Annotated in this window: 12 protein-coding genes; 6 read left to right on the top strand and 6 right to left on the bottom strand. The window is 50.2% G+C overall.

Annotated elements, in window-relative coordinates; genetic code table 11:
* Positions 1–160 precede the first annotated feature (160 nt).
* On the bottom strand, positions 161–1156 hold the full coding sequence (gene gapA / locus ABT56_RS16840; protein ID WP_047880070.1) for a glyceraldehyde-3-phosphate dehydrogenase: 996 nt from the start codon (positions 1154–1156) through the stop codon (positions 161–163).
* A 347-nt stretch (positions 1157–1503) separates the two neighbouring features.
* Here gapA and msrB point away from each other — a divergent pair, with 347 nt between their 5' ends.
* Positions 1504–1902, top strand: a complete 399-nt coding sequence (msrB, locus tag ABT56_RS16835; protein ID WP_047880069.1) for a peptide-methionine (R)-S-oxide reductase MsrB — start codon at positions 1504–1506, stop codon at positions 1900–1902.
* Between the two features lie 112 nt (positions 1903–2014).
* Here the strand turns inward: msrB and ABT56_RS16830 are convergent, their stop codons facing one another.
* Positions 2015–2857 carry a DUF2989 domain-containing protein gene (locus ABT56_RS16830; RefSeq protein WP_047880068.1) on the bottom strand — a complete coding sequence of 281 codons (843 nt, stop codon included), beginning with the start codon at positions 2855–2857 and terminating at the stop codon, positions 2015–2017.
* A gap of 202 nt (positions 2858–3059) precedes the next feature.
* On the opposite strand from ABT56_RS16830, the gene ABT56_RS16825 reads away from it, so the two are divergent.
* Positions 3060–3359, top strand: a complete 300-nt coding sequence (locus ABT56_RS16825) for a YeaC family protein (RefSeq protein WP_047880067.1) — start codon at positions 3060–3062, stop codon at positions 3357–3359.
* Between the two features lie 29 nt (positions 3360–3388).
* Here the strand turns inward: ABT56_RS16825 and ABT56_RS16820 are convergent, their stop codons facing one another.
* The 3 genes from ABT56_RS16820 to sppA all read right to left on the bottom strand — a co-directional run bounded on the left by ABT56_RS16820 (position 3389) and on the right by sppA (position 7183).
* Positions 3389–4057, bottom strand: a complete 669-nt coding sequence (locus tag ABT56_RS16820) for a glutathione S-transferase family protein (protein WP_047880066.1) — start codon at positions 4055–4057, stop codon at positions 3389–3391.
* 173 nt (positions 4058–4230) lie between these two features.
* Positions 4231–5241 carry an asparaginase gene (gene ansA / locus ABT56_RS16815; protein ID WP_047880065.1) on the bottom strand — a complete coding sequence of 337 codons (1011 nt, stop codon included), beginning with the start codon at positions 5239–5241 and terminating at the stop codon, positions 4231–4233.
* A gap of 85 nt (positions 5242–5326) precedes the next feature.
* Positions 5327–7183, bottom strand: a complete 1857-nt coding sequence (sppA, locus tag ABT56_RS16810; RefSeq protein WP_047880064.1) for a signal peptide peptidase SppA — start codon at positions 7181–7183, stop codon at positions 5327–5329.
* Between the two features lie 249 nt (positions 7184–7432).
* On the opposite strand from sppA, the gene ABT56_RS16805 reads away from it, so the two are divergent.
* The 4 genes from ABT56_RS16805 to mnmH all read left to right on the top strand — a co-directional run bounded on the left by ABT56_RS16805 (position 7433) and on the right by mnmH (position 12353).
* Positions 7433–9445, top strand: a complete 2013-nt coding sequence (locus ABT56_RS16805) for an NADPH-dependent 2,4-dienoyl-CoA reductase (RefSeq protein WP_047880152.1) — start codon at positions 7433–7435, stop codon at positions 9443–9445.
* Between the two features lie 83 nt (positions 9446–9528).
* A complete protein-coding gene (locus ABT56_RS16800; RefSeq protein ID WP_047880063.1) occupies positions 9529–10077 on the top strand; it encodes an NAD(P)H nitroreductase in 549 nt (182 codons plus the stop codon).
* Positions 10078–10221: 144 nt separating this feature from the next.
* Positions 10222–11262, top strand: coding sequence for a selenide, water dikinase SelD (gene selD / locus ABT56_RS16795; protein WP_047880062.1), 1041 nt, complete (start codon positions 10222–10224; stop codon positions 11260–11262).
* A 2-nt stretch (positions 11263–11264) separates the two neighbouring features.
* The gene (gene mnmH, locus ABT56_RS16790) at positions 11265–12353 is read left to right on the top strand and encodes a tRNA 2-selenouridine(34) synthase MnmH (protein ID WP_047880061.1); all 1089 of its coding nucleotides are present in this window, start codon (positions 11265–11267) and stop codon (positions 12351–12353) included.
* Between the two features lie 72 nt (positions 12354–12425).
* Here the strand turns inward: mnmH and ABT56_RS16785 are convergent, their stop codons facing one another.
* Entirely contained in the window at positions 12426–13193 is a 768-nt protein-coding gene (locus tag ABT56_RS16785) for a glucosaminidase domain-containing protein (RefSeq protein ID WP_053062532.1), read from the bottom strand.
* Between the last annotated feature and the right edge of the window lie 35 nt (positions 13194–13228).

Raw genomic sequence — 13228 nt, 5'->3', positions numbered from 1 at the left:
CCTTGAATCGTATTGCTTACATCCTCACGTTTGGTTTGACTTAATTTGCTATGGTATAGGCGGGTTTTGTAGCTCTGTAGCCCGTCCTGTTACGCAAATAGCAGATACAAAAAAGGCGACACCGTAGCGCCGCCTTTTTAATCCTAGCTAAAAGCTTACATTACTTAGAGATGTGAGCGATTAGGTCTAGAACTTTGTTTGAGTAACCGATTTCGTTGTCGTACCAAGATACAACTTTAACGAAGTTGTCAGTTAGAGCGATACCAGCTTTAGCATCGAATACAGAAGTCTGTACTTCACCGATGAAGTCCTGAGATACAACTTGATCTTCAGTGTAGCCTAGAACGCCTTTCAGCTCGCCTTCAGAAGCTTCTTTCATTGCTGCACAGATAGCTTCGTAAGATGCGCCTTTCTCTAGGTTAACTGTTAGGTCAACAACAGAAACGTTCGCAGTTGGTACGCGGAAAGCCATACCAGTTAGCTTGCCGTTTAGCTCAGGAAGAACAACGCCTACAGCTTTAGCAGCACCAGTTGAAGATGGGATGATGTTCTGAGAAGCACCACGACCACCACGCCAGTCTTTAGCAGAAGGACCGTCAACAGTTTTCTGAGTCGCTGTAGTAGCGTGAACTGTAGTCATAAGACCAGAAACGATACCGAACTTGTCGTTAAGAACTTTAGCGATAGGCGCTAGGCAGTTAGTAGTACAAGAAGCGTTAGAAACGATATCCTGACCTGCGTAAGTTGAATCGTTCACGCCCATAACGAACATTGGAGTTGCGTCTTTAGAAGGACCAGTTAGAACAACTTTCTTCGCACCAGCAGTGATGTGCTGACGAGCAGTTTCGTCAGTTAGGAAGATACCAGTTGCTTCAGCAACTACGTCAACACCAATTTCGTCCCACTTAAGGTCAGTTGGGTTGCGCTCAGCTGTTACGCGAACAGTTTTACCGTTAACGATTAGGTTGCCGTCTTTAACTTCAACAGTGCCGTTGAAACGACCGTGAGTTGAGTCGTACTTCAGCATGTAAGCCATGTAATCAACATCGATTAGGTCGTTGATACCTACTACTTCGATGTCAGCGCGCTCTTGAGCAGCACGAAATACAAAACGACCGATACGGCCAAAACCGTTAATACCTACTTTGATAGTCATTACAGTTGCTCCACAACTTAATTTCTAATGAAAGATAACTGGTAGTAAAATTACAGAATCTAGCGTGACCCTGCAAGTGAAAAACGAACTTAAATTGCGTAAGGTCAAAAAAAAGTTCGGATTTTTTTTACATTCCCTATACAACGCTGCAAATTTGAGCAGGGTTTGTATGAATATCCACCATTACCGTTATTAACTTTTAATATCAACACTCAGTTAGGCAAAATATGCTTAAATGGACGTTGAAGATGTAAAATCCTTTCGAGCAGAAAGTATGTGCTACACGAGGCATCAAACGCAACCTATTTTCTGCACGAAATATACGAACAATATATAAGGATATAGTAATGTTTGAAAAAACAGATGCTTACTGGCGCGAACGACTTTCCGATGAGGCATATCGGGTTTGCCGTGAGCGCGGCACAGAAGCTCCGTTTTCTGGCAAGCTTCTTCATAACCGTGAAACAGGTGTCTACAGCTGCACATGTTGCGAGGCCCCGCTGTTTCATTCTGAAAGTAAATACGATTCTGGTTGTGGCTGGCCGAGCTTCGATGCCCCGATTCAAAAAGATGCCATTATCTACCTAGATGATCGTAGTCATGGTATGCAGCGGGTTGAAATTCGCTGTGCCCAGTGTGACAGTCACCTTGGACATGTTTTTCCTGATGGTCCAGTGACGACAGGGGAGCGGTATTGTGTCAATTCGGTTTCTTTGATCTTTGGTCAGAAGGATACGGACGAGTAGCGCAAGCTGGTATGCGTTGTATTCCGGCCTTACTCGGTTGATCCGTAATGAATGTAAAACGGCGCTGTCTACACAGCGCCGTTTTTTTATTTCGTATCCTTGCCTTAGGAGATTAGGAGGCTAGTTCTGGCTCGGGTAGCGGGGCAGGAATGGACATATCCTCTCGGTATCTGCCTTGCTTGATGGCCTTGGCGATCTCGACAGCTTGTTTCTCCAAGTGCATGCGTAGCGCGTCGTCCATCGGGTAGAAGGCATTTAGTTTTTCCGTGCTGCTAACTGCCATTCCCAGTTCAATGCCGACTCGACCCCACAAAAATGCTTGTTGCGACTGACCCCGCTGGTGGGCGTGAGTTGCCAGACTTTGGATTATCTCCTGCTTAATCGGTTGATCCGGGGAATAGAGCTCCAGAGCATGGTTGAGCAGCCTGATGGTCTTGTCTTGGTCCTTGGCACTATAAATACTGGCAAGGGCGAATTGGATCTCGGGGGTCTCCATCTCTGGAAGCCCTTCTTTGGAGAGAAACTGATCAAGCGCTTTATGATCACCTTGACCCCAGCGGAAATACAGGATTTCAGGCTCGGTTGAGTCACTCAGTTCTTGCAACAGGCGTTCAATGGCTGTGTAGGCATTAATAAGGGCCTGTGTACGCCGGCTTTTACGTTCTTTTTCTTCCCGAGGCTCGATGAGTGCAGCATACTCAAGGCATTCCTGATAGTCGTAGGTGAGTTTGAGCTCTTTGAACTTTTCCAGATCGCTTGGCGTATTCAGTACATCATAGCGTTGCCAAATCAAATGCGTGCGCGGCAGGCGACACTGACTATCTCTGAGATTGGTGTCTTGGCAGATTTCGGGATGCTTTTCGCACAGGCTTTCGGTCGTTCGGGGCCGATCGAAGCAGCCTGTCAGGGTCGCGGTAGCGAGAATGGTGGTAATGTATAACGCTGTTCTGTTCATTGTGTTGTTTGCTATTGGTCAGGTTTCGGCAAGCGGCGACTGCAGAGATGAAGTTTTATTTTATCAGACTATATAGGGTTGCAGGCAGTCAGCTGTTGTTCTGGTAATGTGATCCTGAGAACAAAACAGAGACGTTTCATTGCGGTGATTAATGGGAAACTGCACTATTTCCTTGATAACAATACAGAGAAGGAAAGCCTGCGTGGAATTAGAACAGCTATTGAACGCAATGACGCCAGAGGTGTACCTGCGAATGTGCCAAGCCGTTGAAACGGGTAAGTGGCCAGATGGAACGCCGCTGACGGATGCTCAGAAGGACTCAGCCTTGCAAGCGGTGATGTTGTACCAGTCTCGGTATAATACTGAGGCAGAACATATGACAGTTGCACAAGGTGGGGAGCTCAAGTTTAAGTCAAAAGCCGAACTCAAGCGGGATTTTTCTGTTGACGAGAAAGAGGATGAGGCGGTCGAGATTGCTCGGTTTGATCACCGCCAGCTCTAGTTTTCATGTATTGATGGCGCTTTGTGTGTCTATTCGTATGTCCCCAAGATAATGGGCTTGCAGTAGAACCCTGCAAGTTCGTGATCTTCTTCGGCCATCAGATTGGCAACCCACGGCTCTTGTTCTATCCGTGCCAGATAAGCATGGAGTCGAGGGTAATTAGGGAGCCTTATTCCAGCCATCCAGCCACTGCGCAATACACTCCAAAGGCTGATTTCGGCCATCGACAACTGGGACCCAATAAAACCCTGAGCGGGGATCTGCTCTTCTAGGTAGGTCAACGCCAATGGTAGGTGTTGTCCCTGACATTGCTCTACGGCTTGGTCATCAACCTCTTTGCCGAGCATTTTCCCCCTAAGTATTTTTTGGTAGAACAGTACACCGCCAACGAGCGATGTCAGCCGGGTATCGGCGTATTCTTCTAGCCATCGGATTTGTGCCCTGGTTGCGGCATCTCCCGGGTAGAGTGGCGGCACGGGCATCAGATCGTCAAGATAATGGGCGATAACGGTGGAGTCGATGACGTTGTGTTCGTTATGTTCAAGTACCGGAACTTTGCCCATAGGGTGGCGTTTTTGGGCCAGCTCTTTTTCGAGAAAGGGGTTGAGGGGTTTTAGCTCGTAATTGATCCCCTTGTAAGCGAGGGCAAGCATGATTTTGCGGACAAAGGGTGAAATTGACGAACCGTGAAGGATCATGGCGTAGCGTACCTCTAGTGATCGGTGAATATAGAGATAGTGTAGTCCCCGCTGTGGATGAGGTCGTTTGGTTGTATAAAAAAACGGAAGTGAGTCACTTCCGTTTTTTGATGCGTTTTGTGTCACTGCGACGAGGAGAGACTGACTCGCTTGGCTTACTTGGCTTACTTGGCTTAGTGGGTAAGCTCGCCACGTAGATCCTGCTGCATCAGGCTGCGGACGGTTTCGATCGGCAGATTCTGGCTCAGTAGGTAATGCAGCTTGGCCAGTGCGGCTTCGGGGGTCATGTCATAACCGCTCAGGACACCGGCATCGGCAAGGGCACAGCCTGTCGCATAGCCACCCATGTTGACTTTGCCAGATAGGCACTGGGTTAGGTTCATCACGACAACGCCACGGTTGGTGGCTTCTGTGAGCTGTGCAAGCAGCTCAGGATTTTGCGGCGCGTTGCCGACACCAAAGGTTAGCAGGATCATCGCATTCACGGGCTGACGCAGGGTGTTGCGGATCACTTCTGGTGATATCCCCGGGTACATGGTGATGACGCCGATAGGTTGCGGCGTGATGTTGTGTACCTTGAATGGCCCATCAGGTTTCTTGTCGATTTCGACATTGTTGATCTGGATGTTGATCCCGGCTTCTAACAATGGTGGCAGGTTTGGGGAAATGAATGCACCAAACCCGTCAGCATGTGCCTTGGTACTGCGGTTACCACGGATCAATTTGTTGTTGAAGAATACAGTGACTTCGTTGATCGGGTAGTTAGCGGCAATATGCAGGGCATTGAGCAAGTTGCTCTGGCCGTCAGAACGCAGTTCTGCCAGTGGAATTTGTGAGCCTGTCACAATGACCGGCTTGTCTAGGTTTTCGAACATGAACGACAGGGCTGAGGCGGTATATGCCATGGTATCCGTACCATGCAAAATGACAAAACCGTCGTATTTGTCGTAGTTCGCTTTGATATCATCAGCAATGCGCTGCCAATCCGCTGGCGTCATATCCGAAGAGTCGATCAGTGGATCGTATTCGTGGATAGTGAACTTTGGCATTTCTGCACGATGGAATTCAGGCATGCTCTCAAGCTGTTTTTCCATAAAGCCAGATACTGGGATATAACCGTGATCAGACTTTTGCATGCCGATGGTGCCGCCTGTATAGGCAATGTAAATATGTTTTCTTTCCATATGTGGGTACAGAATGTCGGTTTGGAGTGGGGGCATTATACGGTCTACAGCGGGTAAAAAAAGCCCGGCAATGCCGGGCTGAGTCTCACTTTTGGTTATTGATACAGTTCAAGCAGAATGCGTATTGCCCTTTTGGATCGTTGAAGTTACTCAACGTAGACAAGTCTGTTACAACCTGTTGTGAAACAGGTTGGAGTGCTGCAGGTACGTTATCAAACAGTGCTTGGGCAATGAGTGCCTTGGCACCGCCGCTTAGTTGCTGCATAAATAGCTGAGTAGGGCTAAGTGGTTGTTCCATCCAACGAATTTGGTAATTATCACCAAGATTCGCCAGTTCAGCCGTGGCCGCAACGGCGTCATCGAAATCACCTAGCTGATCAACCAAGCCTAGCTTGAGAGCATCTTCGCCAGTCCAAACTCGGCCTTGAGCAACTTTGTCTGCTTCTTCCAGTGACATGTTGCGGTATTGGCTGACAAGCCCGATGAAGCGCTGGTAGCCATTTTCGATGCCGAGCTGGAAAATCTCTGCCACGCCCTGTGGCAGTTCACGGGTTACACCAACGCCAGCAAATGGGGTGGTGCCGACACCATCGCTATATACCCCCATTTTTTCGAGGCCTTTTTCAAAGGTCGTCAAAATAGCAAAAATACCGATTGAACCGGTGATGGTCGTAGGGTTGGCCATGATCTTATCGGCGCTGGCCGAAATCCAGTAGCCGCCTGATGCTGCGACACTCGACATAGAGACAACAACGGGCTTGCCGGCTGCTTTCAGGGCATCAACTTCGTTGCGGATAACCTCTGAGGCAAAGGCGCTGCCCCCTGGGCTGTCTACGCGAAGCAAAACGGCCTTAACGTTATCATCGTTGCGGGCTTCACGTAGAAGTGCAGCGGTTGTATCGCCCCCGACGGTGCCTTTACGCTGCTCGCCGTCCATGATCGCGCCGCTGGCAACCACAACGGCAATTTCATTGTCTCCCGGCAGAGTAGGGGCTTTGGTTAGAGGCATGTAGTCGTAGTAGCTGACATGGTTGAAGCTGTGATCGCCATCGCTGCCGAACTGCTCAATCAATTTAGCGCTCAGCTGAGGGCGGTTGATCAGCTCATCGACGAGGCCCATTTGCAGGCTGAGTTTTGCAAAATCGCCGTTTGCAGCCTTGAATTTTTCAACAAAGCTATCGAGTTCCGGTGTCAGGGCCGCGGCATCAATCTTACGGTTGCTTGCAACGTCGTTGGTGTAGGCGGTCCATAGTTGATTCAACCATGCGGTATTGGCCTCACGCGCAGCTTCTGACATGCCGTCTTGGGTGTACGGTTCAACAAACGATTTGTACGTACCGACACGGAAGACGTGGGTGTTGATGTTCAGCTTCTCAAGTAGCGTTTTGTAGTACAGGCTGTAAGTGCCATAGCCGTTTAGCAGCACGCCGCCGTCTGGCGACATGTAGATTTTGTCAGCAAAAGACGATAGGTAGTACTGGCTCTGGCGGAAGTTCTCGCCAAAAGCGATAACTGGCTTGCCTGATTGCTTGAACTCGGTAATGGCCTTGGCAATGTAGCGCAGCTTGGTCAGATTGGTTTCTGGCATATTGCGCAGGTCGAGCACGAGTCCGGTGATTCGTTCATCGGTTTTAGCTGTGCGCAGTGTGTCAACGATATCGAACAGTACGTTTTCTTGTACTTGCTCACCGCCCAGCGCGCTGCTGGTCAGGTTGTCGATTGGGTTGGTTGGAGTGCGTTGCTCAACGATAGGCCCTTGCAGGTTGAGTACCAATGCTGCGCTTTCTGGTAATAGCGGTTGTTTGTCGCTTTCAGAGAAGGCAAAAATGATAATGCCGATAAAGATAAGGAAGAACAGGTTGATCAGCAATTGGCGGGCAAAGCTGATCAGTTTCCATATCCCTCGGAATAGCTTTCCAATTCCTTTGAAGATGGTTTTCATGATTGTTCCTGACTGTTTACGATGCGCTTATCCTAACGTAGTAAACGTGGAATTACAGTAACAAATCGCTCTTAGCCAACTGAACCGAAAGGCAATTGCGGCCTGGCTTGCAACAATGGCTAATGGGTTTCATGATGTGGCTGGTTAGATCTAAATCAATTTATTGTTAAGTTGTTGTAAACGGTTGTTTGAAAAAAGTAAGATTGCTTCGTATACTGGTCAGACCATACCAAAAGAAGAATGGATGCCATGGAAGATAAATCATACTCTCACCTATTAGCACCGCTGGATCTTGGTTTCACAACATTACGCAACCGTGTCTTGATGGGGTCGATGCATACTGGCTTGGAAGAAGCCCGAGATGGTTTCAAGAAGCTGGCGGCCTTTTATGCGGCCCGTGCGAAAGGTGGTGTGGGACTGATTGTGACCGGTGGTTTTTCTCCCAATTTTCGCGGCAGGCTTCATCCTCTGAGCGCGGAGTTTAGCTCGGCGCGAGCCGCTCGGGCGCACAGGGCCATTACTGATGCCGTCCATGAGCAGGGGGGTAAAATAGCCCTTCAGCTGCTCCATGCTGGCCGTTATGCGCTGCACCCCTTTGCGGTCAGTGCTTCGGCGGTCAAATCGCCAATTTCCAAATTTACCCCGAGTGAAATGAGCCACCGCCAGATCCGAAAAACCATCGAGGCCTTTGCCAAGAGCGCGGAATTAGCTCGTGAAGCTGGCTATGATGGGGTAGAGCTGATGGGATCGGAAGGCTATCTCATCAACCAGTTTATCTGTAAGCGTTCCAACCATCGCTATGATGAGTGGGGGGGCAGCTATGAAAACAGAATTCGCTTCCCGATTGAATTGGTCAAGGCGGTTAGGGCACGTGCCGGTCGTGATTTTATTATCGTATTTCGATTGTCGATGTTGGATCTGGTCGAGCAGGGCAGTACCCATGATGAGGTTGTCCAATTGGCCAAGCAGCTTGAGTTGGCCGGTGTGACGATCCTTAATACCGGGATTGGCTGGCACGAGGCGCGAGTACCAACCATTGCGACTCAAGTGCCAAGGGCGGCCTTTAGCTGGGTAACGGAAAAACTCAAATCCGAAGTCTCTATTCCGTTGGTGACCTGTAACCGAATCAATACTCCGCAAGTTGCGGAAGATATTCTGGCGTCGGGACAGGCGGATATGGTCTCGATGGCACGACCGTTTTTGGCCGACCCGGACTTTGTGCTCAAAGCCGAGCAGGATCGGGCGGATGACATTAACACCTGTATTGGTTGTAACCAAGCCTGTTTAGACCATGTATTTGTTGGTAAACGTGCCAGCTGTTTGGTCAACCCGCAGGCGTGCTATGAAACGGAATTGGTTCTGACGCCTGCCGCGGGCAAACGTAAGGTTGCGGTTGTTGGTGCGGGTCCGGCTGGGATGGCAACGGCTGTTGCGGCGGCAGAACGGGGTTTTGTGGTGGATTTGTTTGAGAAGAATGACCATCTTGGTGGTCAGTTCAATTTGGCGATGCAGATCCCCGGCAAGGAAGAGTTCAAGGAAACAATTCGTTATTTCAGTCGTCGTCTGGAGCAGACCGGGGTCAACGTTAAGTTAAGCCATGCCGTGCAGGCCGACGAGCTGAAGGATTATGACGAGGTGATTGTGGCAACTGGGGTTCAGCCGAGGATGCCGAATATTCCAGGCATCGAGCATAGCAAGGTGATCGATTACCAGACGCTGATCCGTGATCAGATCAAACTGGGTCAGCGAGTTGCTGTGATTGGCGCTGGTGGTATAGGGATTGATGTCTCGACCATGCTGACTGAGCCCGAACATCAGGATCTTGATGATTGGCTTAAAGATTGGGGGATCGATAAAGCGATTTCCCATCCCGGCGGGCTCTATCCCCATGATGAGTATGTGAGCCAGCGACAGGTCTGGTTGATGCAGCGCCGGGCGGGAAAAATGGGCAAGGGGCCGGGTAAGACAACCGGTTGGATCCACAAGCGAGTGCTTGAAAAGCGCGGCGTGGAGATGCTCAGCGGGGTCAATTACGACAAGATTGATGATCAGGGATTGCACATTACCGTTGAGGGTCAGTCGCGGGTGCTGGATGTTGACCACATAGTGGTTTGTGCCGGGCAGACTTCTGTTGAAATGCTGTCGAATGCGTTAAAAGCGATGAATGTCTCGGTGCATGTGATTGGCGGCGCGGATGTGGCCGGTGAAGTCGATGCTAAGCGGGTTATTCGACAAGGTATTGAATTAGCGGCCCGTATTTGATCTTAAGTGCTGGTTGGTGGCAATGCCTTGGTTGGTAGTGTGTGCTATGGTTGACGGGTTGTTAAAAGGAAAATGAGGTTGATATGGATGCACTAACCCTTTTGCTAAATCGTCGGTCATTGCCAAAGATGACCTCTCCTGCACCGTTGGGCGAGGATCTTGACAATATCCTCCGGGCTGGGCTGCGAGCCCCTGACCACGGCGGTTTGACTCCGTGGCGGTTTATTGTTTCGCACGGCGACGGAGTCCAAAAGTTGGCTGATATCTTAGCTGAGGCCGCAAGGGCTGATGGAGCTAGTCCCGAGGTAATAGATAAAGCCAACAAGGCTCCGTTTCGGGCGCCTATGGTTATCACCGTGGTGGCGAAAGTGGCTGAGCATGACAAAGTGCCTCAGATAGAGCAATACCTCTCAGCCGGCTGTGCTGCCCAGGCCATGCAGATGGCTGCGATTGCGCAGGGATATGCCGGTTTTTGGCGGACGGGGAGTTGGGCCTACCATTCCGTGGTTCGCGAGGCGCTTGGGGTTAGAGGCGACGATATGATAGTCGGTTTTTTGTATCTTGGCACTGCCGCCTGCCGTGAGGCTAAAGTGCCAGAGCGCGATGTCAGCCGCTATGTTGAATATCTATAGTCGATAGTCCTTTGTACAGCTGCTATCCCTGTTTAAATGCCAGCTGCAAAGGTGCTAACGCGCGGCTTTTTGATCAAGCTACGTGACAGCCTGATCCCGCAGGAGTAGAATCCTTCGCTCTTTTGAATAATATCGGAGCGTGTCATGGATAATGTTCGCCTAACTCAATACAGCCACGGTGCAGGGTGTGGCTGTAAAATTTCCCCTCAAGTTCTGGATACCATTCTTCGTACCCAGATCGCTCCGTTCGCTGATCCTAACCTGCTGGTCGGCAATGAAAGCAAAGACGACGCGGCAGTTTATGATTTGGGTAACGGCACCGCTGTTATCAGTACCACCGACTTCTTTATGCCGATTGTCGATGACCCTTATGATTTCGGTCGAATCGCAGCGACTAATGCCATCAGTGATATCTACGCGATGGGCGGCAAGCCGATCATGGCGATTGCTATCCTTGGTTGGCCGGTCAATGTACTGGCACCTGAAATTGCCCAGCAAGTGATTGAAGGCGGTCGTGCCGTATGCCGTGAAGCAGGTATTAGCCTAGCGGGTGGCCACTCGATTGATGCGCCTGAGCCAATTTTCGGCTTGGCCGTGACCGGTATTGTTGATACCGACCGCGTGAAGCGCAACAACTGTGCTGAGGCTGGCTGCAAGCTATTTTTGACCAAGCCATTGGGTATTGGCGTACTGACGACAGCGGAGAAAAAATCTCAACTGAAGCCGGAACACCAGGGCTTGGCTCGTGATTGGATGTGCAAACTGAACAAGCCGGGTGCTGATTTTGCCGATATCGAAGGCGTGAAGGCGATGACGGACGTAACCGGTTTTGGTTTGTTGGGCCACCTGAATGAGATTTGTGAAGGTAGCGGCCTTAAAGCGACACTGGATTTTGATCAGGTTCCACACTTGCCTAATGTGTTTGATTATATTGAGCAAGGATGTGTTCCGGGTGGCACAGGCCGCAACTATGCGAGCTATGGGCACCGTGTGGCAGAGATCACTGAACAACAGAAATCGCTGCTTTGTGATCCTCAGACATCTGGTGGTTTGTTGCTGGCCGTATCTCCTGATGCTGAAAGCGAAGTACAGGCTGTAGCCGAGAAGCACGGGATTGTGCTTAATGCTATTGGTGAGTTGCATAAAGCCGAGGATGGCGAGACTGTATTGATCGAGATCCGCTAATTATGACACGTCCAAATTGTGAAGATTACCGCCAATTATTCCTTAACGATACGCCGTTGATGGACATGCGAGCCCCTGTTGAGTTTAGTCAAGGCGCATTCCCAACCTCGGTGAGTCATCCGTTGATGGAAGATGATGAACGTAAGGCGGTGGGGACTTGTTATAAAGAAAAAGGTCAGGCGGCTGCGATTGAACTGGGCCATGAATTGGTCAATGGTGAGGTCAAAGCGGCTCGAGTCGCTCAGTGGAAGGCTTTTTGTGAAGCGAACCCGAACGGTTATCTCTATTGCTTCCGTGGTGGTTTGCGCTCGCAGATCAGTCAGCAATGGCTGCGTGAGGTAGGTATTGACTACCCGTTTGTTGTTGGTGGTTACAAGGCTCTGCGCCGCTTCCTTATTGATACCATCGAGCAGGCTGCGGCAATGCCAGTGACGCTGGTGGGTGGTAATACCGGTAGCGGCAAGACCATTATGGTCAATGAGCTAGCCAACGGCCTCGATCTGGAAGGTGCGGCAAATCACCGTGGCTCTTCGTTTGGTCGTTATGTCTCGGCTCAGCGCACTCAGATTGATTTTGAAAATGTGCTGGCGGTAGAGATCCTCAAAAAACTTGATGCAGGCCAGCGGAGTTTCGTCCTAGAGGATGAAGGTAAAGCTATCGGCTCTGCCAGCGTACCGTTGCCTATTCATCATGCAATGCAGCTGGCACAGCTTGCGGTTGTGGATGACCCGTTGGATGTGCGTCTTGAGCGTCTGTTGGCCGACTATGTTATTCGGATGCAGCGTGACTTCTGCACTGAATATGGCGAGGATGCGGGCTGGGTGAGTTTCGCCGAGTATCTAGAACGAAGCATGTTCAGTATTCGCAAACGCCTAGGCAATGAGCGCTATGATGAGGTGCTCAATATCCAACAACAGGCTGTTAGACAGATGCAGGCAACGGGCGATCTAACCGGTCACTATGATTGGCTGACCATATTGCTTGAGCAGTATTATGATCCTATGTACACCTATCAGCTGAGCAAGAAGGCTGAGCGTATTGTCTTCCGTGGGCAGTATGATGAGGTTAAAGCTTGGCTTGCTGAGCGTTAAGTACAGCTAACCCAAGTTAAAAAATACCCGGTCTCTGGCCGGGTATTTTTTTGTCAGTAAGTCATGTATTGCCTAGGATTGCGGCATGTACTTGCTATCGTCTCGTACCATGTCACGGATTTCAGTGACGTATTTCTCGCCGATTTGCGAGTAGTGGAGCAGGCCAGCTGCCAGTGCATCAGCGGTGATTGGAAGATTATCAGCGCGGCGTTGTGCCCGGATATCCCGTAGGGTTTGATAGGCCGGGTTAGTATTGACGTTATCAAAATAGGCGTTGATTGCGGCTTCGACATTCGCGAAACGTTTCACTTCGTGGAATGCACCGCCATTTTCCTTATGCGGGAAAATACCGCAGCCTTGGGTATAGCACCATTGGCCAAAATAGTTATTGCCCTCGGTGGCAAAGCGCGAGGTGCCCCAAGCCGATTCAATGGCTGCTTGGCTCATTACCAGCGGAGCAGGAATGATATCAGCTCGCTTGAGGACGGCTTGCTGCCAATCACGATCTGGGCCGCCGGCTGGCATAGGTACGTCGTACTGCTTGGCCATTGCGTTGAGAAACGAAGAAGGGGCGATCGGGCCTGCAGCTTTGAAGGCGCAATGCAATTTAGCCCTGTCAGCCTCAATACGTTGGTTGATCTGTTTGATGGCTGGGGCGAGGTAGGCAAAAAACGCGGTCTTCTTTTCGATGACATTCGTCATGGTGGCAAAATCCGGTTTTTCATTTTGATGTTGTGCTTGAGAGTGTGTGGTGGCTGCCATACTCACACCCGGGTGCATAGCGGCTATGCCGATGGTGATGGCTAGCGTAACAGCGCCAAGAGAAGGATTTTTTCTCATATTTGGATATCCCTTGTTTTTTTAGGCACCTTACG

It is taken from the genome of Photobacterium aquae (genome assembly GCF_001029445.1).
GTDB classification, from domain to species: domain Bacteria; phylum Pseudomonadota; class Gammaproteobacteria; order Enterobacterales; family Vibrionaceae; genus Photobacterium; species Photobacterium aquae.
The sequence above is the reverse complement of the archived record's forward strand: the minus strand, read 5'-3'. Positions and strand labels throughout refer to the sequence as shown.

Coding starts and splice junctions, on each gene's coding strand:
- gapA (WP_047880070.1), bottom strand. CDS start 1,156: ATGACTATCAAAGTAGGTATTAACGGTTTTGGCCGTATCGGTCGTTTT.
- msrB (WP_047880069.1), top strand. CDS start 1,504: ATGTTTGAAAAAACAGATGCTTACTGGCGCGAACGACTTTCCGATGAG.
- ABT56_RS16830 (WP_047880068.1), bottom strand. CDS start 2,857: ATGAACAGAACAGCGTTATACATTACCACCATTCTCGCTACCGCGACC.
- ABT56_RS16820 (WP_047880066.1), bottom strand. CDS start 4,057: ATGATCCTTCACGGTTCGTCAATTTCACCCTTTGTCCGCAAAATCATG.
- ansA (WP_047880065.1), bottom strand. CDS start 5,241: ATGGAAAGAAAACATATTTACATTGCCTATACAGGCGGCACCATCGGC.
- sppA (WP_047880064.1), bottom strand. CDS start 7,183: ATGAAAACCATCTTCAAAGGAATTGGAAAGCTATTCCGAGGGATATGG.
- ABT56_RS16805 (WP_047880152.1), top strand. CDS start 7,433: ATGGAAGATAAATCATACTCTCACCTATTAGCACCGCTGGATCTTGGT.
- ABT56_RS16800 (WP_047880063.1), top strand. CDS start 9,529: ATGGATGCACTAACCCTTTTGCTAAATCGTCGGTCATTGCCAAAGATG.
- selD (WP_047880062.1), top strand. CDS start 10,222: ATGGATAATGTTCGCCTAACTCAATACAGCCACGGTGCAGGGTGTGGC.
- mnmH (WP_047880061.1), top strand. CDS start 11,265: ATGACACGTCCAAATTGTGAAGATTACCGCCAATTATTCCTTAACGAT.
- ABT56_RS16785 (WP_053062532.1), bottom strand. CDS start 13,193: ATGAGAAAAAATCCTTCTCTTGGCGCTGTTACGCTAGCCATCACCATC.